Genomic DNA, 22,833 nt, shown 5'->3' on the forward strand with positions numbered 1-22,833 from the left:
GCTTCCCCACCCGCCCGCCCATCCCTGGGCTTCGCCCCCCGTGCCCCGCGAGCTTCGCCCCCGTGCCCCCGCGATTCGTATGGGGCTTCGCCCCCTGCCCCCTTGTTGGCGCTTCGCGCCTCGTCCTCCGTCGCCGGACGGGCTGAAGGGGGTGCTGTCAGCCACCAGGCACCCGCCACCAGGCACCCGCCATCAGGCACCCGTCACGAGGTATCCGCCATGAGGCACCCGCCGCCAGTGACCCGGCAACCAGTGACCCGGCAAGGGCTCTCGGGGCGGGTGGGACGCGGGAGGCGCACGAGGCCGGAGGTTTTCGTTTATCGGGGTGGGCGTTCGGAGTTTAAATTGTGTTATTAGTGATTCCGGAGGTCAGAACTTCGGCGATCAAGAACAGAACTCGACGTCGGTAGCGACGTCAATGCTTTTGGAGCATTACCGCTTTCGGGGTCAATCCAACGGTGCGATCATTTGCGGACACGCACTCCCGCGCCAATTCCGTTTGCGGCACACTGTTTTGATCAGGTCCGGCTCCCTACAATCCGTCCACATCTTGAGCTCAGCCCAAGCGTCAAGGAGGACGAATGGCGGGGCTTTCTACCCCTCATCAGCTTGACCACCCCTCAACCCTCGCAGCCGCGGTACTGACCGACGACAACCGGCTCATCGTGATGGTGATCGCGGCCGTCGCGGTCGCTGCGCTCGTGCTCGCCTGGATCCTGGTGCGCCAGGTCCTCGCGGCGGGCGAGGGCACCGACAGCATGAAGAAGATCGCGGCGGCGGTCCAGGAAGGCGCGAATGCCTATCTGGGACGTCAGATGCGCACCCTTGGCGTTTTCGCCGTCGTGGTGTTCTTCCTGCTCATGCTGCTGCCCGCGGACGACTGGAATCAGCGGGCCGGCCGCTCGATCTTCTTCTTGATCGGCGCGGCGTTCTCGGCGACCACCGGCTATATCGGTATGTGGCTCGCCGTACGCAGCAATGTGCGCGTGGCCGCGGCCGCGCGGGAAGCGACACCGGCGGAAGGCGAGCCGGAAAAGGATCTCACCGCCGTCTCGCACAAAGCCATGAAGATCGCTTTCCGTACGGGCGGCGTCGTCGGCATGTTCACGGTGGGGCTCGGTCTGCTCGGCGCCTCCTGTGTGGTGCTCGTATACGCGGCCGACGCCCCCAAGGTCCTCGAAGGCTTCGGCCTCGGGGCCGCGCTGATCGCGATGTTCATGCGTGTCGGAGGCGGCATCTTCACCAAGGCCGCCGACGTCGGCGCCGACCTGGTCGGCAAGGTCGAACAGGGCATTCCGGAGGACGATCCGCGCAATGCCGCGACCATCGCCGACAACGTGGGCGACAACGTCGGCGACTGCGCGGGGATGGCGGCCGACCTCTTCGAGTCGTACGCCGTCACGCTCGTCGCCGCGCTGATCCTCGGCAAGGCCGCGTTCGGTGACTCCGGACTCGCGTTCCCGCTGATCGTGCCCGCGATCGGCGTGATCACCGCCATGATCGGGATCTTCGCGGTCGCGCCCCGGCGCGCCGACCGCAGCGGCATGACCGCCATCAACCGCGGCTTCTTCATCTCCGCGGGCATCTCGCTGGCGCTCGTCGCGGCGGCCGTCTTCGTCTATCTCCCGTCGTCGTACGCGGACTTGGACGGCGTCACGGACGCGGCGATCCTCGCCAAGGACGGCGACCCGCGGATCCTCGCGGTCATCGCCGTCGCCATCGGCATCGTCATGGCCGCGCTGATCCAGCAGCTCACCGGCTACTTCACCGAGACCAACCGGCGTCCCGTCAAGGACATCGGCAAGAGCTCGCTGACGGGCCCGGCCACGGTCGTGCTCGCGGGCATCTCCATCGGTCTCGAATCGGCCGTCTACACCGCGCTGTTGATCGGTCTCGGCGTGTACGGGGCGTTCCTGCTCGGCGGTACGTCGATCATGCTCGCCCTGTTCGCGGTGGCCCTCGCCGGTACGGGACTGCTCACCACGGTCGGCGTCATCGTCGCCATGGACACCTTCGGGCCGGTCTCCGACAACGCGCAGGGCATCGCCGAGATGTCCGGCGACGTCGAGGGCGCGGGCGCGCAGGTCCTCACCGACCTGGACGCCGTCGGCAACACCACCAAGGCCATCACCAAGGGCATCGCCATCGCCACGGCCGTACTCGCGGCCTCGGCGCTCTTCGGGTCGTACCGCGACGCGATCGCCGAGGCGGCGGACGACGTCGGGCAGAAGCTCGGCGACGGCGCCCCGATGAACCTGGTGATGGACATCTCACAGCCCAACAACCTGGTGGGTCTGATCCTCGGCGCTGCGGTCGTGTTCCTCTTCTCGGGGCTCGCGATCAACGCCGTGTCGCGGTCGGCCGGAGCCGTGGTCTACGAGGTGCGGCGGCAGTTCCGCGAGCACCCCGGGATCATGGACTACACGGAGAAGCCGGAGTACGGGCGCGTCGTCGACATCTGCACCAAGGACGCGCTGCGGGAGCTGACCACACCAGGTCTGCTCGCCGTGCTCACGCCCATCGCGGTGGGCTTCAGCCTCGGCGTCGGCGCGCTCGGCTCGTTCCTCGCGGGCGCGATCGGCACCGGCACGCTGATGGCGGTGTTCCTCGCCAACTCCGGTGGCGCCTGGGACAACGCCAAGAAGCTCGTCGAGGACGGCCACCACGGCGGCAAGGGCAGCGAGGCCCATGCCGCGACGGTGATCGGTGACACGGTCGGCGACCCGTTCAAGGACACCGCGGGCCCGGCGATCAACCCCCTCCTGAAGGTGATGAACCTGGTGGCGCTGCTCATCGCGCCCGCGGTGGTCAAATTCAGCTACGGCGAGGACAAGAGCGTGGCGATGCGGGTCGTGATCGCCGTGCTGTCCATCGCGGTCATCGTCGGGGCGGTGTACGTGTCCAAGCGGCGCGGCATCGCCGTGGGCGACGGCGAGCCCCAGGGCAAGGTCGCCAATTCGGCGGATCCGGCGGTGGTTTCGTGACGTAGGCCGCGGCGGGCCGGGACGGGGGTGACCCGGACCGGCCGGACGCGGTGGATCCGCTCAACGCGCGGGCGGGCGGCGCTTTTTGAGGCGCCGTCCGCCCGCGGGCGTGTGCGCGGGGTCGCGAGGCGGACCTCGTGAGCCTTCTCTCGCACCCGCAGCTTGGTGCAAATGGCTGCAATAGGGGTCGTAACGCACCCCTGGCATGAGGTTGTCGCCCAGTTGGCGTGTAAGTTCCGGGGCCGAGAGCCATGGAAGGGACCAATCCGGTGAACAAGAAGCTCGCGGCCGCACTGTCCGGCGGTGCGGTACTGGTACTGGCGCTGTCGGGATGCAGCAGTGACGACGGTGACAAGAAGCTGGACGACTGGGCCAAGAAGGTCTGTGACACGGCCGTGGGGCCGCAGTCGAAGAAGATCGCCGACGCCAACGCGGCCATCAAGAAGCAGACCGCCGACAACAGTTCGCCGGACGAGGTCAAGAGCACCGACTCCAAGGCCTTCGGCGACATCTCCTCGGCCTATGCGCAGCGGAGCGCCGCCCTGAAGAAGGCGGGCGCCCCGCCCGTCGACGACGGCGAGAAGAAGCTCAACGACGCCGTGAAGGAGCTGGACGGCCTCTCCAAGTCGTACGCCGACCTGAAGACGCAGACCGACAAGCTCGACACCAAGGACCAGTCGGCCTTCGCGGACGACCTGGCGAAGATCGCCGAGGAACTGGGCAAGCTCAGCCAGAGCGAGAACACCGCCCAGAAGAAGCTGGAGGCGGGCGACGTGGGCAAGGCCATGCGCGAGCAGGACGGCTGCAAGTCGGCGGCGGCCTCCCCGAAGACCCAGGGCTAGCCGCTTCCGTACGGCCGTGTGCCCCCGGTGCCCCGTGGCGCCGGGGGCGCCGTCTTGAGCGGGCGGGTCACAATTGGAGGGTGAGTAACGCCAGCATGCCCTTGCCCTCGTCCGACCGCGCCGACGTCACCGCGCGGCTGCGGGAAGCCCTCCTCGCCGCCGACTTCACCGCCGACGGGCTGCTCGAACTGCTCGGGGCGCCCGCCTACGCCGCGCTCGCCCGCAGCGAGACCGTGCCCGCGCTCCGGGCCACCCGGGACGACGGGGCGCTGGCATCGCTCGTACGGCTGTTCCTGCTGCAGCGTGCCGTGCCCCACGCGCGCGTGGCCGACGCGCTGCCGGTCGACGTGCTCCTGGAGAGCGGCTGGCTCGTCCGCACGGAGGACGGGGCGGACGGTGCCGACGGGCTGCGGGCGACCGTCGACGTGCGGCCGTACGGCGGGCCGGACGGGGAGGACTGGTTCATCGTGTCCGACCTGGGGTGCGCGGTCGGTGGTGCCGGGGGCATCGGCAGCCGCGACGAGGGTGTGGTGCTCGGCGTCGGCGGCGCGTCCACGACGCTCGCGGGCATCACCGTACGCACGCCCGCCGCGAGCGCCCTCGACGTCGGCACCGGCTCCGGCATCCAGGCCCTGCACGCCTCCCGGCACGCCACCCGGGTCACAGCGACCGACCTCAACCCCCGCGCGCTGCACTGCACCCGCCTCACGCTCGCGCTGTCCGGCGCGCCCGCGGCGGACCTGCGGGAGGGCTCCCTGTACGAGCCGGTGGGCGACGCGACGTACGACCTGATCGTGTCCAACCCGCCCTTCGTCATCTCGCCCGGCGCCCGGCTCACGTACCGGGACGGTGGCATGGGCGGGGACGATCTGTGCCGCTCGATCGTTCAGGAGGCGGGGGAGCGACTGAACGAAGGGGGGTACGCGCAGTTTCTCGCCAACTGGCAGCACGTGGAGGGCGAGGAGTGGGCCGAGCGGGTCCGTTCCTGGGTGCCGCGCGGCTGTGACGCGTGGATCGTGCAGCGCGAGGTGCAGGACGTCACGCAGTACGCCGAGCTGTGGCTGCGCGACGCCGGGGACCACCGCACGGACCCGGCCGAGTACGCCGCGCGGTACGACGCCTGGCTGGACGAGTTCGAGGCCCGCAAGACCCGGGGCGTCGGCTTCGGCTGGATCACCCTGCGCAAGTCCGGCGCGGCCGAGCCGTCCGTGACCGTCGAGGAGTGGACGCACCCCGTCGAGCAGCCCCTCGGCGAGACGGTGCGGGCGTTCTTCGGTCGGCAGGACTACTTGCGCGAGCACGACGACGCGGCGCTGCTCGCCGAGCACTTCAAGCTCGCCGACGGCGTGGTGCAGGAGCAGATCGGCCTGCCCGGCGCCGAGGACCCTGAGCACGTGGTGCTGCGCCAGCACCGCGGCATGCGGCGCGCCACCCAGGTGGACACGGTGGGCGCGGGCTTCGCGGGCGTCTGCGACGGCACGCTGAGCGCCGGCCGGATCCTGGACGCCATCGCCCAGCTCATGGGCGAGGACGCGGTACTGCTGCGCGACCGCACCCCGGCGCAGATCCGGCTCCTGGTGGAGCAGGGGTTCCTGGAGCCTGTGGGGCGGTAGGGGTAGAAGGGGCTGTTGGGACAGCACGTCCACGCTTGTGGGACAGCGCGCCGATGCTCGGCCGCGCCCCGGGGAGACGTACCCCGGTCCCGTCCACGGCCGTGCCCACAACCCCGCCCAGAACCACACCCACAGGGGAGAAATCAGCCCTTCCGGGAGCTAATCCAGCCATTGTGGGCCCAGCGTGCCGCCCCCCGTTCACCCGGATTTCGTGCTTCCGCCGTCCGGGCGTGCCAGCCTCCCCAGCCGGGGTACCCGACAGGTGCCGCATGGACGGCGCGGGAGGCCAGGGGCATGGAGAGCGGACCAGCGATCTTCGCCGGGACGGTGTTCGCGCTGTTCGGGGCGGGCCTGCTGCTGTGGACGGGCACCCGCGTCGCGCACCGCGCCCCCGTGGCCCACGGCGTCCACCAGACGGCCGCCGCGGCCCTGTCCACCCTGGCGGGCTTCGGTGCCCTCGCCTTGGCAGTGTGGTCCTTCACACGCATGTGAGCCGGAGCGGGCGGGGCGCCTCGGACGATCGCGTCGCCCCGTGCGCGGGCCCTCGCGGGGGCGCCCCTGACCCGCCCCTTCCCCAACCAGGGGCTGCCGCCCCCGAACCCCCGCTGATCGGCGCTCCGCGCCTCGTCCTCAAGCGCCGGACGGGCTGAAGCAGCTCGTCCGGCGACGGAAATGGCAGGGCGGGCGGGTGGGGGAAAGCCCGTCCGGCGCTTGAGGACGAGCGCGCAGCGCGATGGACGGCACGCCAGGCCGAGGGCACCATGAACGAGGCCCGCACCGGCACCGCCCAAGGCCCAGGGGCCAGCCCAGGCGGCAGGAATGGCGGTAGTCGGGTTACCGTTCGAGTGGCCGTTGCGGGCTTTTCCCGTTTGACACGGGGGCGGGATGTACCGTCACACTCCGCAGCGTCAGCGCAACGCAAGCGCGGTCACAGCGCCCCACGGCGCCGGACCGCACCGCCGCAGCACTGCCCATCGAGCGTCGACCGGAGAGAAGAGCGAAGTTGTCCCCGACCAGCGAGACCGCACAAGGCGGCCGCCGACTCGTCATCGTCGAGTCGCCTGCCAAGGCGAAGACGATCAAGGGCTACCTCGGCCCCGGATACGTAGTCGAGGCGAGCGTCGGGCACATCCGCGACCTTCCCAACGGTGCCGCGGAGGTCCCCGACAAGTACACGGGCGAGGTGCGCCGCCTCGGTGTGGACGTCGAGCATGACTTCCAGCCGATCTATGTCGTCAACGCGGACAAGAAGGCGCAGGTCAAGAAGCTCAAGGACCTGCTGAAGGACTCCGACGAACTCTTCCTCGCCACCGATGAGGACCGCGAGGGCGAAGCCATCGCGTGGCACCTCCTCGAGGTCCTGAAGCCCAAGGTCCCGGTCAAGCGCATGGTGTTCCACGAGATCACCAAGGCCGCGATCCAGGAGGCCGTCGCAAGCCCCCGCGACCTCAACAAGCGCATGGTCGACGCCCAGGAGACCCGCCGCATCCTGGACCGTCTGTACGGCTACGAAGTCTCGCCGGTGCTGTGGAAGAAGGTCATGCCGCGCCTGTCGGCGGGCCGCGTGCAGTCCGTGGCGACCCGCCTCGTCGTCGAGCGCGAGCGCGAGCGCATCGCCTTCCGCTCCGCCGAGTACTGGGACCTCACCGGCACCTTCGGCACCGGCCGCCCCGGTGACTCCAGCGACCCCTCCCAGCTCGTCGCCCGCCTCACCACGGTCGACGGCAAGCGCGTCGCGCAGGGCCGCGACTTCGATTCGCTCGGGCAGCTGAAGAGCCAGAACACGCTGCACCTGGACGAGGCCAACGCCCGCGCCCTCGCCGCCGCCCTGGAGAACACCGACTTCTCCGTACGCTCGGTCGAGTCCAAGCCGTACCGCCGCTCGCCCTACGCTCCGTTCCGTACGACGACGATGCAGCAGGAGGCCTCGCGCAAGCTCGGCTTCGGCGCGAAGGCCACCATGCAGGTGGCCCAGAAGCTGTACGAGAACGGCTTCATCACCTATATGCGTACGGACTCCACGACCCTGTCCGACACGGCGGTCACGGCGGCCCGCGCGCAGGTCACTCAGCTCTACGGCAGCGACTACCTGCCGGACAAGCCGCGCACGTACGCCGGGAAGGTCAAGAACGCGCAGGAGGCGCACGAGGCGATCCGCCCCTCGGGTGATCGTTTCCGCACGCCCGCCGAGACCGGCCTGACCGGCGACCAGTTCCGGCTCTACGAGCTGATCTGGAAGCGGACCGTCGCCTCCCAGATGAAGGACGCGACCGGCAACTCCGTCACGGTGAAGATCGGCGGCCGGACCGCCGACGGCCGCGACGCCGAGTTCAGCGCGTCCGGCAAGACCATCACCTTCCACGGCTTCCTCAAGGCCTACGTGGAGGGCGCCGACGACCCGAACGCCGAGCTGGACGACCGCGAGCGCCGCCTGCCGCAGGTCAGCGAGGGCGACGCCCTGTCCGCCGACGAGATCACGGTCGACGGGCACGCCACCAAGCCCCCGGCCAGGTACACGGAAGCGTCCCTGGTCAAGGAGCTGGAAGAGCGCGAGATCGGCCGCCCGTCGACGTACGCGTCGATCATCGGCACGATCCTCGACCGCGGCTACGTCTTCAAGAAGGGCACGGCCCTGGTGCCGTCCTTCCTCTCCTTCGCCGTCGTCAACCTCCTGGAGAAGCACTTCGGGCGGCTCGTCGACTACGACTTCACCGCGCGGATGGAGGACGACCTCGACCGCATCGCCCGCGGCGAGGCGCAGGCCGTGCCGTGGCTGCGGCGCTTCTACTTCGGCGAGGGCGAGCCCTCCGGAGGCGCCGCCGACGCCGGGAACGGCGACGGCGACCACCTGGGCGGCCTCAAGGAACTCGTCACCGACCTGGGCGCCATCGACGCCCGCGAGGTGTCGTCCTTCCCCGTGGGCAACGACATCGTGCTCCGCGTCGGCCGCTACGGCCCGTACGTCGAGCGCGGCGAGCGCGACTCCGAGGGCCACCAGCGCGCCGACGTCCCCGACGACCTGGCGCCCGACGAGCTGACCGTCGAGTACGCGGAAGAGCTGCTCGCCAAGCCCAGCGGCGACTTCGCGCTCGGCACGGACCCCGGCACAGGCCGCGAGATCATCGCCAAGGACGGCCGCTACGGCCCGTACGTCACCGAGGTGCTGCCCGAGGGCACCCCGAAGACCGGCAAGAACGCGGTCAAGCCGCGCACCGCGTCGCTCTTCAAGACCATGTCCCTGGACACGGTGACCCTCCAGGACGCGCTGAAGCTGATGTCGCTGCCGCGCGTCGTCGGCGCGGACGCCGAAGGCGTGGAGATCACCGCGCAGAACGGCCGCTACGGCCCGTACCTGAAGAAGGGCACGGACTCGCGCTCCCTGGAGACCGAGGAGCAGCTCTTCAACATCACGCTGGACGAGGCCCTGGAGATCTACTCCAAGCCGAAGCAGCGCGGTCGTGCCGCGGCCAAGCCGCCGCTGAAGGAACTGGGCGAGGACCCGGTCAGCGCCAAGCCCGTCGTCGTCAAGGACGGCCGCTTCGGTCCGTACGTGACGGACGGCGAGACCAACGCGACCCTGCGGTCCGGCGACAGCGTCGAGGACATCACCCCGGAGCGCGGCTTCGAGCTGCTCGCCGAGAAGCGGGCGAAGGGGCCCGCGAAGAAGACCGCGAAGAAGGCGGCCAAGAAGGCCCCGGCGAAGAAGACGGCGACTAAGAAGACAGCCGCCAAGAAAACGGCGGCCAAGAAGACGACGACTGCGGCCAAGAAGACCACCACCAAGAAGGCGGCGGCTTCGAAGGCGGCATCCGAAGACTGACGTGCTTGACCCGGCTGATCCAGTCGACTGATCCGACTGATCCGGCTGATCCGGTCGGCGTGACGCGGCGTCGCGGTTCCTGATGAACAGGTGCCCGGCGCCGCGTTTCTGCGCGCGGGCCCGGTGCGGCCGTTCCGGCTCAGGCCGGGCGGGTGCGGGTGCGTGTGTTCGGGCGGGCCCCGCGAGGAGGCTCGGCGTCCAGATAGGCTGGACGGATGACGCGTGCCGAACAGCCACCCGCCATGACCACGGCCCCCGATGACGCCCTGCTCGCGGACTCCCGCGAGCGTGCGGTGCGCGCCCTGCTGCGCGTACCGCGGCTGAAGCGGTTGTGGAGCGCGCACCTCGTCGGCAGCGTCGGTGACGCGCTCGCGCTGCTCGTCCTGGTCATGCTCGCCCTTCAAGCGGCCATCGCCGAGGGGGCGTTCGGCGACGGCTACAGAGGCGTCGCCATCGCGGTGACCGCCGTCTTCGGAGCGCGCGTTCTCGCGACCCTCCTCTTCGGAGCGGTCCTGCTCGGCCCGCTGACGTCCCTCACGTCGCCCGACGGCCCGCTCGACCGCCGCTGGACCATGGTCGGCGCCGACGGCGTCCGGGCCGCGCTGCTGATCTGCGCGCCCCTGTGGATCGACTGGACGCCGGACAACGCGCTCGCGATGCTGCTCGTCACCGCTTTCGTGGCCGGTGTCGCCGAACGCTTCTGGACGGTCGCCCGCGAGAGCGCCGCGCCCGCGCTGCTGCCGGGACCGCCCCTGGAGGGCGCCACAGTGCGCCCCCTGCCGGACCACATGGACGCCCTGCGGCGCCTGTCGCTGCGTACGGGATTCGTGGCGCTGCCGCTCGCGGCCGTCGCGCTCGTCGCGGTCAGCCTCGTCGGCATCCTGCTCGGCGCCGGAGTCGACTGGTTCGAGCAGCACCAGGCGGGCCTCGGCTCGTTCCTCGCGGCCGGACTGTTCGCCGCGTCCCTGTCGATCGTCTCCGCCATCGAGCTTCCCGGTACGCACACGCCCCGCGCCCGCAGCCCCCTGGAGGGCCTGCGCAGGCCGCGTACGGGCAGCGGCACCGACAAGGGCCGCACCGGCGCGATCCCGCTCCTCGTGGCCGCCTGCACCGCCGTCGCCGGGGCCGTCGCCGCGGCCGTCGCGGTCGCCGTGCTGCACGCCAAGGACCTCCAGGGCGGGCCCGTCACGTACGGCCTGTTCGTCTTCGCGCTGACCGGCGGCACGGTCGCGGGCATCCGCACCGCGCCCGCGCTGCTGCCGTCACTGTCGCGCCGCCGGCTGCTCGCGCTCGCGATCACCGTCACCGGAGTCGCGCTGCTCGCCGCCGGACTCGTCCCCGACGTGACGACGGTCCTGCTGATCCTGGCGCTCGCCGGCCTCGCCGCCGGTGTCGCCGCGAACCTCGGGCACGCGCTGCTCGACCAGGAGGTCGAGGACTACCGCAGGGCGCGCACCACCGAGCACCTCCAGGCCGTCGTACGCCTCTCCGTAGCGCTCGCCGCGCTCGTGGCGCCGCTGCTCGCGGCCGTCATCGGTCCGCACCGGATGGTCAACGGCAAGTTCGTGTTCGACCACGGCGGCGCCTCCTTCACGCTGATGCTGGTCGGCGCGCTGCTGCTGCCCGTGGCCGCGCTCGTGCTCGCCAAGGCCGACGACCGGCAGGGCGTGCCGCTCCGCCACGACCTGCGCGACGCGCTGCGCGGCGGCGACGACCCCGTGCAGGCGGCCGCCGCCTCCGGGTTCTTCATCGCCCTGGAGGGCGGTGACGGCGCGGGCAAGTCCACGCAGGCCGAGGCGCTCGCCGAGTGGATCCGCGCCAAGGGCCACGAAGTCGTCGTCACGCGCGAGCCGGGCGCCACGCCCGTCGGCAAGCGGCTGCGGTCGATCCTGCTCGACGTGTCGTCGGCCGGACTGTCCCACCGCGCGGAGGCGCTGCTGTACGCCGCCGACCGCGCGGAGCACGTCGACACCGTCGTACGACCCGCCCTCGCGCGCGGGGCCGTGGTGATCTCCGACCGGTACATCGACTCGTCCGTGGCCTACCAGGGCGCGGGCCGTGATCTGTCGCCGACCGAGGTCGCCCGCATCAACCGATGGGCCACGGGCGGTCTCGTACCGCACCTGACGGTCCTGCTCGACGTGGCTCCCGAGGCGGCCCGCGAGCGCTTCACCGAGGCGCCCGACCGGCTCGAGTCCGAGCCCGCCGAGTTCCACGCGCGCGTGCGCTCCGGTTTCCTCACCCTGGCCGCCGCCGACCCCGGCCGGTACCTGGTCGTCGACGCGGCCCAGGAGCCGGAGGCCGTCACCACCGTGATCCGGCACCGCCTCGATGTCGTACTGCCCCTCTCCGAAGCCGAGGTGAAGGCCCAGGAAGAGGCCCGCCGCAAGGCCGAGGAGGAGGCGCGACGGCGTGCCGAGGAGGAGGCCGCGCGCAAGGCCGAGGAGGAGCGCCTGGAGCGCGAGCGGCAGGAACAGCTCGCCAAGCTCCGCGCGGAGGAGGAAGAGCGCAAGCGGCGCGAGCTGGAGGAGGCCCAGCGCCGTGAGGCCGAGCGCCAGGCCGAGGAGGCCCGGCTGCGCGCCGAGGAGGCCCGCCGCAAGGCCGAGGAGGAGCGTGCTCGGGTCCTCGCCGAGGAGGCGCGGCGCAAGGCCGAGGAGGAGGCCCGCGCCGCCGAGGAGGAGCGGCGCCGCCGCGCGGCCGAGGAACAGGCCAGGCTGCACGCGGAGGCCGAGGCCCGCCGGCTGGAGAAGCAGCGCAAGGCGGAGGAGGCGCTGCGGCGGGCCGAGGAGGCCCGGCTGTTGGCGGAGGCGGCTGCGGGGGCTGCGGAGTCCGTGCGCACTTCGGGGCCTGTGGGTGGTGCTGGGTCCGGTGGGGCTGCCGGGTCCGGTGGGGCTGCGGGTTCTGCGCGGGGCGCGGGGGCTGCGGCTTCCGGGAAGGCGTCGCTCGACAAGTCGGCCCGGAAGTCTCCGGACGCGGTCGGCAAGTCCTCAAGCTCGGCCGACAAGTCCCGTGAATCGGCCCGCAAGGCGCCCGGTCCGCCCGGCGGGACGCCCGACAACGAGACGACCGTGCCCACGCCTGTGGTGAAGCCGCAGCCGCAGGTCCCGGGTGCCGCCGATGAGACGGCTGTGCTGCCGCAGGTTCCGGAGGCCGGGGCCGCGGGGGCGGGGCAGTCCGGCGCGGGTCGTTCCGGCGGCGCGCCCAGCGAGTCCGACGTGACCGCCGAGCTGCCGAAGGCGACCGTGCCGGGTGCGGCCGACGAGACAGCGGTCCTCCCGGCGGTGGGCAGCGAGCCCGCGGCGGCGCGGGACGGGCGTGCGCAGACCGTGGCGGACAAGGTGCCGCCGGGCTACTTTCGCGACGAGCGGCCGGGCGACGGCCAGTCCGATGGAGACTGGTCGGGCGAGGCGCTGCTGGGTCCCAACGACCGTACGCGGGAGCTGCCGCAGGTCGACGAGGACGGTACGCCGCGGCGGCCGCGCCCCGACTGGGCCGAGGAGACCCCGCTGGACGACCTGCCGTCGCTGGCGGACGAGCTCCTCGGGTCGCATGAGGACGACGATGTGGACGAGGGGCGGCGCCGGGGGCGCTGAGGTGGGCCGAGCCCGTGCCCGATGAGGGCGGGCGTGGTGCCTGTGACCGGCGTGGGCCGGGCCCGATGTGGGTGTTGGCGTGGCCGGGCCGGGCGGGGTGCGGGTGCTGAGCGACCGGCCGGGCCTGGCCCATGGACGGGCCTGGCCCATGGACGTGTCCGGCCCACGGACGTCCGGCCGGGTGGCGGTGATCCGTGCTCGGGCGGGCGGCGTTGACCCGTGCTCGGCCGACGGCGGGCATCCGCGCTCGGCCGCCAGGCATCGGCCCAGCTCAGGGCGGCCGTGGGCGGTGTTGTCAGTGGGGTGCCCCACAATGAGTCCGACAGTGCGAAATGGGACGTACGCCGAGGGGTGGTGTGCGTCGGTAGGGCAAAGGCGGTGACCCATGCCGGTATGGGACGACCTGGTGGGCCAGGAGAAGGTGAGCGGGCAGCTCGGCGCCGCCGCCCGTGACGCCGACGCGCTCGTCACCGCCGTCGCGGCCGACACCCCGCTGCCCGAGTCGTCGAAGATGACGCACGCCTGGCTGTTCACGGGCCCGCCCGGCTCAGGCCGGGCCGACGCCGCCCGTGCCTTCGCCGCCGCCCTGCAGTGCGTGAGCCCCGACCGCGCGCTGGGCGGCGAGCCGGGCTGCGGCTTCTGCGACGGCTGCCACACGAGCCTGATCGGTACGCACGCCGACGTGGAGGTCATCCGCACGGACCTCCTTTCGATCGGCGTCAAGGAGACCCGCGACCTGGTCCGCCGCGCCCAGCTGTCCCCGGCCGGAGGCCGCTGGCAGGTCATCGTCCTGGAGGACGCGGACCGCCTCACGGAGGGCGCGGGCAACGTCCTCCTGAAGGCAGTGGAGGAACCGGCCCCCCGTACGGTGTGGCTCCTCTGCGCCCCCTCGCTGGAGGACGTGCTGCCCACCATCCGCTCCCGCTGCCGCCACTTGACCTTGCGTACGCCCTCGGTGGCGGCCGTCGCCGACATGCTGGTCCGCCGCGACGGCATCGACCCGACCGCCGCCGCGGCCGCCGCCCGCGCCACCCAGGGACACATCGGCCGCGCCCGCCGCCTCGCGACCGACGAGCGCGCGCGGGAGCGCCGGGCCGCCGTCCTCAAACTGCCGCTGCGCGTCGGGGAGATCGGCGGCTGCCTGAAGGCCGCGCAGGAGCTGATCGACACGGCGGCGGAGGAGGCCAAGCAGGTCGCCGAGGACGTCGACGTCAAGGAGACCGAGGACATGAAGGCGGCGCTCGGCGCGGCCCAGGGCGGCAGGATGCCCCGCGGTACGGCGGGCGTGATGAAGGAGTTGGAGGACAAGCAGAAGCGCCGCAAGACCCGCACGCAGCGCGACAGCCTCGACCTCGCCCTCATCGACCTGACCGGCGTCTACCGAGACGTCCTGGCCCTCCAGTTGGGCTCCCGCGTCCCGCTCGCCAACACCGAGGTGCAGGACATGCTGGAGCGCATGGCACGGGAGACGTCGCCCGAGTCGACGCTGCGCCGCATAGAGGCGATCGGCGCGTGCCGCACGGCACTGGACCGGAACGTGGCGCCACTGCTGGCGGTGGAGGCGATGACGGTGGCGCTGCGGGCGGGCTGAGGAGCCGCTGAGCGCGGGGCGACGGTGCGCCGAGCGTGGGAGGCGACGCGCGCCGACCGCAGACGGCGACCGTGCACCGCCCGCAAGGAGCGACTGCGCCCCGCCCACAAGAGCTGACCGCGACAGCCGGTTGACCGCATCACCCATACGGGCACGCAAAGTGATTCAACAACTCCATAGAGTTAGTCTCGCGAGATGGAAACCTCCCTTCCCCGAGCCAACGCCCCCGCTCGAGCAGGAGAGCCGGAACGGCAGCCCCAAGGGCGGCAGACCCGAGACCGCACCGGTGCGCGCGCCCGCGCCCGCCGCCTTCGCCACGGCTGCCTGGCCTTCATGGCTGTCGGCCTGCTCATCTCCGGCTGCTCGTCGGCGAGTTCGTCGACGGACGTGGTCATGGACGAGCTGCCCCGCGCCACACCGAAGGAACTCGCGTCGTACTACGCCCAGAAGCTGCGCTGGCGCGACTGCGGGGTGCCGGGGTTCCAGTGCGCGACGATGAAGGCGCCCCTGGACTACGCCAAGCCGGAAGCGGGCGACGTGAAGCTGGCGGTGTCGCGCAAGCGGGCGACGGGCGGAGCGGACGGCAAGAGCGGCAGCCGCGCTCAGGGTGCCGCCGACGCCAAGCCCGGCGGCCGCCTCGGCTCGCTGCTCGTGAACCCGGGCGGCCCGGGCGGCTCGGCCGTCGGGTACCTCCAGTCGTACGCGGCCCTCGGCTACCCGGAAAAGGTCCGCGCCCGGTACGACATGGTGGCGGTCGACCCGCGCGGCGTCGCCCGCAGCGAGCCGGTGACCTGCCTGGACGACCGCCAGATGAGCGCGTACACACAGACGGACACCACGCCCGACGACCGCCGCGAGACGGACCAACTGGCCGCGTCGTACAAGAAGTTCGCGGCGGGCTGCAAGCAGCGGTCCGGGAAGCTGCTCGGGCATGTCTCCACCGTGGAGACCGCCCGCGACATGGACATCCTGCGCGCGGCGCTCGGCGACAAGAAGCTGACGTACGTGGGCGCCTCGTACGGCACCTTCCTCGGGGCGACGTACGCCGGCCTCTTCCCCGACCGCGTCGGCCGCCTGGTCCTCGACGGCGCCATGGACCCCTCACTGCCCGCGCGCCGGATGAACCGCGACCAGACGGCGGGCTTCGAGACGGCGTTCCAGTCGTTCGCGAAGGACTGCGTGCGGCAGCCGGACTGCCCGCTCGGCACCAAGAGCGCGGCGGACGCGGGCAAGCGCCTGAAGGGCTTCTTCGCGAAACTGGACCGCGCCCCGCTGCCGGTCGGCGACACCGGCCCGGCCGACGGCCGCAAGCTCGGCGAGGCGCTGGCCACGACCGGCGTGATCGCGGCGATGTACGACGAGACGTCCTGGCCGCAGCTGCGCGACGCGCTCGCCGCGGCCATGAAGGACAAGGACGGCTCGATGCTCCTGGCCCTCTCCGACAGCTACTACGAGCGCGACGGCGACGGCTCGTACTCCAACCTCATGTACGCCAACACCGCCGTGAACTGCCTCGACCTGCCACCGTCCTTCACCTCGCCCGAGGACGTGCGCAAGGCGCTCCCCGACTTCGAGAAGGCCTCCCCGGTCTTCGGCGAGGGCCTGGCCTGGTCGGCCCTGAACTGCACGTACTGGCCCACGAAGGCCACGGGCAAGCCACACCGCATCGAGGCCAAGGGCGCCGACCCGATCATCGTCGTCGGCACCACCCGCGACCCCGCCACCCCCTACCGCTGGGCCAAGGCCCTCGCCTCCCAGCTCACCTCGGGCCGCCTCCTCACCTACGAGGGCGACGGCCACACCGCGTACGGCCGCGGCAGCCGCTGCGTCGACGAGACGATCAACACCTACCTCCTGACGGGCCGAGCCCCCAAGGACGACAAGCGCTGCACATAACCCCAGCTCAGCGCCCCGCACCGCCCTCCCGGCCCCCGCCTCGCAGGGGTGTACGGAGCACCCCCGGAAACTGTGTAGACTTGGCGTCGTTGCTGATCGCACCATAGGTGCGGGACGCGCGCCGCCTTAGCTCAGATGGCCAGAGCAACGCACTCGTAATGCGTAGGTCTCGGGTTCGAATCCCGAAGGCGGCTCCGATGAGGCCCAGGTCACCTAATTCGTGACCTGGGCTTTTTCTTATGCCGGGACGTGGTGAGGCGAGGGCGCGGTGATCTTCGCGCCGTCCTGCGTGTCCGTACAGCATCAGGAGCCCTTGCGGTCCCGGACGAGGGTGCCGTTCGCGCGGCGGCCGCCAAGCGCGATCAGTATCCGCCCCCCCCGGAGGACGGGGCTCGCGGGGCGGGACCTGGGATCGGTAGGGGGGCGGGTGGGGGACCGTTCAGGGATGGGTATTCAGGGGATCTTGGGGTTGTGGTGGGTGGTGCCTGGGGGGATTGCGGTGGTGGGGTACGCGCTTTCCCTGGGTGGGGTTACTCGGGTGCAGCGGGCTGTGTGGGGGGTGGGGACTGTGGTGGGGGTGCATCCGCCTGGGCATGGGGAGTCCAAGCGGGGTGGGATCGCGGTGACCGTGGCGTTTTGGGATCCGGGGGCGGGGCGGGAGGTGCGGGTGCGGCATGCCGGGGAGCGGGGGCACGTTGTGTATGCGGCCTGGGTGGGGCAGGAGGTTTCGGTGTGGTTTCCGCGGGGGCGGCCTGAGCGGGTTCGGGTGTTGGTGGATGTGGAGGGGGAGACTCGGGGGCTTGGTGCGCCCAATTGTTTGGTGGGGTTGATGTTGGTGGGGTTGGTCGTTCAGGCGTTTTTTGTTTGGGGGGTGGGGGTTGGGTTTCTCGGGATCGGGGGGTTGTTGGGTTTTGTCGGGGGGTTCAGTCGGGATGTTCGGCATGCGCGGGAGCGGGGGGATTTGCTGGCGGGTGCTGTCGCCGTTCCTGGGCGCGTGGTCGCTGTCAGTCGGGATGTCTACACCGATGGGGAGGGTGAGGAGATCGTCAATCACGCTCCTGTTGTTCAGTTCGCCACGCTTGAGGGTGTGCTCGTCACCGCGCTTTGTCGGGAAGGCATCGCGAAGCCCCGGTCTTCCCTTGGGCGTTGTGTTGTCGTGCACTATGCGCCCGGTGATCCTGCTGTTTTCACGCCCGATCTTGAGCATGATCGGCGGGAGCGTGCCGCTGCCGTTCGGTTCATCCGGGGCTTGTTCGGTGCGGGGGGTCTTGCTGTTGCGGTCGGGGTTGTTTCACTTTTGTGGCCGGGCGTTCGGGGCGCTCTTAGTTGATTATGTTGGTCAGGGACGCCCAGAGGAGGGGTGTGTGCTCCGGGCTGTGCGTGGTGCGCCAGTTGTTCAGTTGGGTGTGTTGCCAGCGGGTCAGTGTGCGGATCGGGTCGGTGTGTTCGTGGGCCGCGTCCACCGCGATCAGCGCCTCCGTGAGGGGGCGTACCGAATTCGGTACGGCCGCCAGGCTGTGGAACGCGAAGCTCGTCGGCAGGGCCCAGCGCGCCGCCGTCACCAGCTGCGCGCCGTTGTGGATCATCGCCGTCGCCAGGCCGAACGACTCCGTGAAGCGGAGATCGCCGCCGCTCTCGCACGCGATCAGCGCCACCCGCGGGGGCGCCGGCCACAGGTGCGCCCCCGGCACCCCGTCAGGACGGAGCGGGAGCGTGCCCAGGAGCAGGTCCTTCGCCGACAGCGGGCGGTGGGTACGGATCGGCGGCGTCAGGCCCGTCGTTTCCGGGCCGCAGGTCAGGTGGAGCGTTACGTCCTCGCTCTGGCCCGACTCCAGCGGCGCGCCGCTCACATGGCCCACGTACAGGAGGCGGCGCGCGCCCTCGCGCAGCACCTCGCTCAGCCAGTCGCGGTCCAGATCCGTGCGGCGCAGCGCCTCGGCGGGGGTTGAGACGGGGGGTGCGATCGGGCCCGCGTCCATGTGGCCCTGGATCAGGGCGAGGACGGCCGGGTCCGTGCCCGGGGGGCCCAGGACCGAGCCGAGGGCGGAGTCCGCCCGGAAGCCGGGGATCCGGGGGTCGAGGATGAGGATGGTGGGGGAGTTGGGGGAGTTGGGGGAGTTGGGGGAGTCGGGGGAGCTGGTGGTGTCGGGGGTGGCAGGCGTGGTGGGGGAGTTGGGGCTGGTGTTGCCGCGCAGGGAAGCCGGGGCCGTTGTGGCTATGTCCGCCACGTCTATCAGGCGGGTGTCCGTCGTGGCGCTGGGCGCGTCCAGCGCCAGGAGTTCCCAGGGGACCTGGGCCACCCGCGGTGACGGCTGGAGGCGTATCAGGGGGCGGCCGCGGTGTGCCGACACCTGGCGGATCTGGTCCGTCAGGGCCGGGGGCCACAACGCCTCGGCCAGTACGCGTGCGAGGCGGCGCTCGTCCTCGTACGTGGCCAGCGCCCCGGACTCGAACGCACGCCGCATCCCCTCCGCGCCGCCGCCCCTGCCCCCGTCCGCCCCACCGCCCCCGCCCGGCAGCGCCGCCGTCAGCGCGCCCACCGCCTCGTCCACCTCCCGCTCCGGGGCGTACCCCGTGCCGAAGCCCTGGGCGCCGGTGGTCCACGTCCACGTCATATGGAGGTCGCCCGCGTCGGCCAGGCGGACCTGGACCACCGGGCGGTGCGCGTCGGTCAGGTCGTCGTCGGCGGCCAGAACGGCACCTCTTCCTCGCTCACGATCCGCCGGTGATAGCGGAACTCGGCTGCCTGGATGTACTCCTGGATCGCGATGCGGCCCGTCTCCGCCGACATCAGGATCCGGGGCGGGGGCGCGACCCGCAGGCCGACCGACGCGGCGGCATCGGCGGCCACGCCGCCCAGCGTCAGCGGGGCCTCGGAGGCGCGTTCGGCGGCGGGCGGGTTGAGCGGGTACGTCTTCATGGCGGCGTCCGGGAAGATCGGCGCCGTGCCTGGGGCGGAGGGCGGCGTGTGTTCCGAGGGGGCTGTGCCGTCCGTGCGGCTCAACGCCAACGACGCCCCCGCGCAGCGGTGTTCCACCAGTTCGAAGATCAGGCCCTGGTCCCCGGCTCGCAGGGCCAGGCGGAACGCCAGCCGCATGGCCTCGTCCGCGAGTTGATGCCACTGGCTGCGGGCGTGCGCGCTGGCGAAGTCGTAGCGTGCCGCCTCCAGGGTCAGCGCGGCGGGCAGGGCCAGGGAGAGCGCGTTGGCGAGCGACGTCCGCTCGTGGGGGCCGTGGTCGGTCCGGTTCAGGTTGTCCTCAAGGGTCTTCGCGAGCATGAGGTCCACCTGCGCGCAGCGCTCGTACACGCCGCGCTCCTGGTACGCGTCCCGCGCGCCCTGCGCGAGCCGCTTCATCTCGTCGATGTCGCCCCGCTCGTACGCGTGCCGGGCGCCCATCAGCATCGTGTCGGCGGCGGCGATGGCCGCGCCGAGGCGTTCGAAGCGGGCCAGGCTCGACGCCGTCAGGTCGTGGGCGCCGGCGGTGTCGCCGCGCCACGCCGCGAGGGCGGCGCGGGCCTGCTCGCAGACCGCCAGGTCCTCGAACCGGCCCTGCCGTTCGAAGACCGCGGCGGCCTCCGCGTACAACTGCTCCGCCCGGTCGAACTCTCCGGCGCGCATCGCCGCGTACGCCCGGTGGGAGAGGAGCTGCTGCTGCCCCGAGGCGTGTCCGAGCGCCCGGTAGCCCTCCTCCGAGCGGGCGAAGTAGTCCTCCGCCAGCTCGAAGCGCTGCGTCGAGGCGCAGATGACGCCCAGGCAGTCCAGCAGGTGCGGCTCGATCGCGGGTGTCGTGGCGAGGAGCGCCGAGGCCAGTTCCTCGGCCGCACCCCACTCGCTCCGGTCGAGCAGCAGGTGCACGCGGGCCAGACCGACCTCGGCGCCGCGCAGCCCCTCGGGGTCCGTGAACTCGGGCAGGAGGGTCGCCGCCTCGTCCGCCGTGGCCTGCGCCTCGTCCAGGTTCCCGGTTCTGCGCAGCAGTTCGGACCTGGCGAGGAGTGTCTTGAACAGGACCTCAAGCCACAGTTGGCGGCCGCGCGGGCCCATCGGGGCGGACGCGACACCCCGGACCAGGCCGAGGGCCCGCTCGATGGACCGGGTCGCGCCGGGCAGGTCGGTGGCGGCGAGCTGGACGGACCCGAGGTCGGAGAGGAGATGGCCGCGCAGGAGCTGTACGTCGGGGGAGTCGTCGATCGACTCGGCGAGGGTGAGGAGTTCGGCGTAGACGGCTTGGGCGGCGGGGAGGTCGGCGGTGAGCTGGTGGTGTTCGGCGAGGGCGAAGCCGGTGTCGAAGGGGTCGCCGTAGCTCAGGGGGGCGGTTGGGGCTTCGGCTTGCTCCCCGGCCGGGGGTGCCGTCGGCGCTCCGGTCGAGGGTGCCGCGTGCTCTTCGGCCGAGGGCGCCGCGTGATCTGCTACGTCTTCCGGCATGCGCTAGTAGTCCTCCTGTACGGCGGCCGCCACGATCTCGGCGAGGAACGGCTCCGTGTCCGTGCCCTCGCTGTCGTGCGGCCCCGCCGCGGCGGCCAGCCGACGCCGGGCCAGGGCGCGGACCGCGGCGCGGGCTGCGCTGTCGTCGGTGCCGGTGCCGGTGCCGGTGCCGGTGCCAGTGCCAGTGGCGGTGGCGGTGGCGGTGGCGGGGCCCGGGTCGAACCCGGGCAGCAGTACGCCGACCTCGATGCGCGGCGACGTCGCGGCGGCCGGGATGTCGAGGTCCGCGCGGCCGGTCCACAGGTCGTCCGCGCGGGCCAGCGGTACGCGGTGCGGCGGGGCGCCGTTCACCTCGACCTCCGCCGCGAGGAGCACGCCGCCGGTGGGTGCCGCGACGTCGGCGACCACCTCGACCTCGATGCTGCGTCCGGCGCCGAGCGCGTACGCCGTCCAGGACACGGCGGTCTCGGACGCGTCGACGAAGCCGGGTGGGTAGCGGTGCCAGTCGTTGGTGCCCGAGCCGCGGGCGATCACGCGGCCGCCCGGGGGGAGGGGGGCTCCGGCGGTGAGGGCGTAGTCGCGGGGGTGGGGGAAGAGGGTGGTGAGGTCGAGGGGGGTGGTGGGGAGCGCGCCCGCGCCGCCGGTGGGGGTGGAGGTGGTGCCGGGGGTGGGTCCGGTGCCGGAGGTGGGTCCGGTGTCGGAGGTGGGTCCGGTGTCGGATTCCAGGGACGAGCGGAGTCGGTGCCAACCTTCCCCGTCCACCCCGGCGTTGTCCGCCGCGTCGTCGAGAAGCCGCAGGACACCGGCCAGTTGGGGCGCCGGGGCCGTCGTCCGCCGTCCGGCACGCCGCCACGCGATCAGCGGGTCCAGCGCGGCTTGATGTTCTTCGAGGAGTACGGCCGCGTTGCCGTCGGGCTGGTCCTCCAGGTCGTCGAAGAGCTGCTGGCACTCGTGGGTGAGGGCGGCCAACTCCAGGCCGAGTACGTCCGGTTCGAGGGCGGGGATCCCGTCGAGGTGCGATGTGGGCCACCAGCGGGCCGCCCAGTGGCCGAGGGCGAGCCGGGCGGCGCGGGCCGCGAGGGCGGTGGGCTGCCCCGGCAGGGCCACGTCGCGGGGTGGGGCCACGTCGCCGGGCAAGCCGACCTCGCCGGGCAAGCTGACCTCGCCGGGCAAGCTGACCTCGCCGGGCAAGCCGACCTCACGGGGGTGGGCCACCCCACAGCGAAGGGTCACCCCACCCGCCCCGGGCGCCACCGCCCGCACGGCCGCCGCCACCCCCTCGCCGTACACCGCCCACACCCACCCCTGCGCCCGCCCCACATCATGGATCTCCGCCGTCGGCAGCCCCGGGACGTCGAGGACGGACCAGGTCAGGACGGCCCCGGCGACATCGAGGACGGCCTGGGCGCAGGCGGGCCCGGGGGCAGGGGCGCCGATCAGTACGGTGCCGTCATCGGCCCGGGTGACGTGGACGTCGGCCTGCGGCTCCGGCATGTCGGCCTGTGCCTCCGGCATCACGCGCTCCTCGGCTCGGCCGCACGCGCGGTGGTGGCCGACCGGGCGTCGGCGGAAGCGGCGCCAGACGTCGCGGCACTGGACGACAAGCTGCGCAACGCCGTCCGGACCCGCGCCCGATGGTCCATCATCACCGACCGCGCGACCCCGTCGAGCACCGCCCACGCCTCCGCCGCGTCCGCAAGGGCCGCGTCGCGGACGTCCCGCCCGTGCAGCCGCACCCACAGCCGCCGCATGTACGCCGACCACGGGGTGCGCAGGTCGTGGGCGAGGGCTTCCAGCGCGCCGCCGTCCGGGTCGGGGCGGGGGGAGACGGTCATCCGGCGGGCCCGCAGGACCGAAGCCTCGCGCTGCCAGCGGCTGTTGACGACGCGGTGGGCCGCGGTCTCCCCGAGTACGGCCGCGTCGCCCGACTCAGCGGTTCCCCTCGCCCCGGAAGCCTCTCCCGCTCCGGAAGCTCCTCCCGCTCCGGAAGCTCCTCCCGCTCCGGAAGCTCCTCCCGCTCCGGAAGCTCCTCCCGCTCCGGAAGCTCCTCCCGCTCCGGAAGCTCCTCCCG

The 22,833-nt window shown here is 72.3% G+C and carries 12 protein-coding genes and 1 tRNA gene; 9 read left to right on the forward strand and 4 right to left on the reverse strand.

The annotated features are described in order from the left end of the window. Positions 1 to 581: 581 nt before the first annotated feature. The 9 genes from ACZ6BG_RS34930 (at position 582) to ACZ6BG_RS34970 (ending at position 16,533) form a co-directional block, all read left to right on the forward strand. Entirely contained in the window at positions 582 to 2,984 is a 2,403-nt protein-coding gene (locus ACZ6BG_RS34930; protein ID WP_469009175.1) for a sodium-translocating pyrophosphatase, read from the forward strand. Between the two features lie 251 nt (positions 2,985 to 3,235). After that, positions 3,236 to 3,826, forward strand: coding sequence for a small secreted protein (locus ACZ6BG_RS34935; RefSeq protein ID WP_469009178.1), 591 nt, complete (start codon positions 3,236 to 3,238; stop codon positions 3,824 to 3,826). Between the two features lie 95 nt (positions 3,827 to 3,921). Next, positions 3,922 to 5,439, forward strand: a complete 1,518-nt coding sequence (locus ACZ6BG_RS34940) for a DUF7059 domain-containing protein (RefSeq protein WP_469009527.1) — start codon at positions 3,922 to 3,924, stop codon at positions 5,437 to 5,439. A 294-nt stretch (positions 5,440 to 5,733) separates the two neighbouring features. Continuing rightward, positions 5,734 to 5,931, forward strand: a complete 198-nt coding sequence (locus tag ACZ6BG_RS34945; RefSeq protein WP_469009182.1) for a hypothetical protein — start codon at positions 5,734 to 5,736, stop codon at positions 5,929 to 5,931. 511 nt (positions 5,932 to 6,442) lie between these two features. Beyond that, positions 6,443 to 9,259 (forward strand): type I DNA topoisomerase, encoded by a 2,817-nt coding sequence (gene topA, locus ACZ6BG_RS34950; protein ID WP_469009185.1) that lies wholly within the window; start codon positions 6,443 to 6,445, stop codon positions 9,257 to 9,259. 215 nt (positions 9,260 to 9,474) lie between these two features. Further along, a complete protein-coding gene (tmk, locus tag ACZ6BG_RS34955; RefSeq protein WP_469009187.1) occupies positions 9,475 to 12,852 on the forward strand; it encodes a dTMP kinase in 3,378 nt (1,125 codons plus the stop codon). Positions 12,853 to 13,237: 385 nt separating this feature from the next. Further along, positions 13,238 to 14,443, forward strand: a complete 1,206-nt coding sequence (locus ACZ6BG_RS34960) for a DNA polymerase III subunit delta' (RefSeq protein WP_468460213.1) — start codon at positions 13,238 to 13,240, stop codon at positions 14,441 to 14,443. A 195-nt stretch (positions 14,444 to 14,638) separates the two neighbouring features. Beyond that, positions 14,639 to 16,339, forward strand: coding sequence for an alpha/beta hydrolase (locus ACZ6BG_RS34965; protein WP_469009192.1), 1,701 nt, complete (start codon positions 14,639 to 14,641; stop codon positions 16,337 to 16,339). Between the two features lie 120 nt (positions 16,340 to 16,459). Further along, positions 16,460 to 16,533: transfer RNA gene (locus tag ACZ6BG_RS34970), tRNA-Thr, on the forward strand. 1,128 nt (positions 16,534 to 17,661) lie between these two features. Here the strand turns inward: ACZ6BG_RS34970 and ACZ6BG_RS34975 are convergent. Genes ACZ6BG_RS34975 through ACZ6BG_RS34990 form a run of 4 tightly spaced genes read right to left on the reverse strand, consistent with a single transcriptional unit; the run spans position 17,662 to position 22,597 of the window. Beyond that, positions 17,662 to 18,993 carry a CHAT domain-containing protein gene (locus tag ACZ6BG_RS34975; protein ID WP_469009195.1) on the reverse strand — a complete coding sequence of 444 codons (1,332 nt, stop codon included), beginning with the start codon at positions 18,991 to 18,993 and terminating at the stop codon, positions 17,662 to 17,664. Between the two features lie 17 nt (positions 18,994 to 19,010). Next, positions 19,011 to 20,762 (reverse strand): hypothetical protein, encoded by a 1,752-nt coding sequence (locus tag ACZ6BG_RS34980; protein WP_469009198.1) that lies wholly within the window; start codon positions 20,760 to 20,762, stop codon positions 19,011 to 19,013. Positions 20,763 to 20,765: 3 nt separating this feature from the next. After that, positions 20,766 to 22,277 carry a hypothetical protein gene (locus ACZ6BG_RS34985; RefSeq protein WP_469009200.1) on the reverse strand — a complete coding sequence of 504 codons (1,512 nt, stop codon included), beginning with the start codon at positions 22,275 to 22,277 and terminating at the stop codon, positions 20,766 to 20,768. After that, positions 22,277 to 22,597 (reverse strand): hypothetical protein, encoded by a 321-nt coding sequence (locus ACZ6BG_RS34990; RefSeq protein ID WP_469009202.1) that lies wholly within the window; start codon positions 22,595 to 22,597, stop codon positions 22,277 to 22,279. Before ACZ6BG_RS34990 ends, ACZ6BG_RS34985 begins: the two co-directional genes overlap by 1 nt. Positions 22,598 to 22,833: the final 236 nt, after the last annotated feature.

This window comes from Streptomyces sp. NPDC041205 (assembly GCF_055591765.1).

Bases quoted from the DNA above. Each gene is read 5' to 3' on its own strand.
- ACZ6BG_RS34980 (WP_469009198.1), bottom strand. From the start codon at position 20,762: ATGCCGGAAGACGTAGCAGATCACGCGGCGCCCTCGGCCGAAGAGCAC.
- ACZ6BG_RS34945 (WP_469009182.1), top strand. From the start codon at position 5,734: ATGGAGAGCGGACCAGCGATCTTCGCCGGGACGGTGTTCGCGCTGTTC.
- ACZ6BG_RS34940 (WP_469009527.1), top strand. From the start codon at position 3,922: ATGCCCTTGCCCTCGTCCGACCGCGCCGACGTCACCGCGCGGCTGCGG.
- ACZ6BG_RS34960 (WP_468460213.1), top strand. From the start codon at position 13,238: ATGCCGGTATGGGACGACCTGGTGGGCCAGGAGAAGGTGAGCGGGCAG.
- ACZ6BG_RS34930 (WP_469009175.1), top strand. From the start codon at position 582: ATGGCGGGGCTTTCTACCCCTCATCAGCTTGACCACCCCTCAACCCTC.
- ACZ6BG_RS34965 (WP_469009192.1), top strand. From the start codon at position 14,639: ATGGAAACCTCCCTTCCCCGAGCCAACGCCCCCGCTCGAGCAGGAGAG.
- ACZ6BG_RS34985 (WP_469009200.1), bottom strand. From the start codon at position 22,277: ATGCCGGAGGCACAGGCCGACATGCCGGAGCCGCAGGCCGACGTCCAC.
- ACZ6BG_RS34990 (WP_469009202.1), bottom strand. From the start codon at position 22,597: ATGACCGTCTCCCCCCGCCCCGACCCGGACGGCGGCGCGCTGGAAGCC.
- ACZ6BG_RS34935 (WP_469009178.1), top strand. From the start codon at position 3,236: ATGGAAGGGACCAATCCGGTGAACAAGAAGCTCGCGGCCGCACTGTCC.
- tmk (WP_469009187.1), top strand. From the start codon at position 9,475: ATGACGCGTGCCGAACAGCCACCCGCCATGACCACGGCCCCCGATGAC.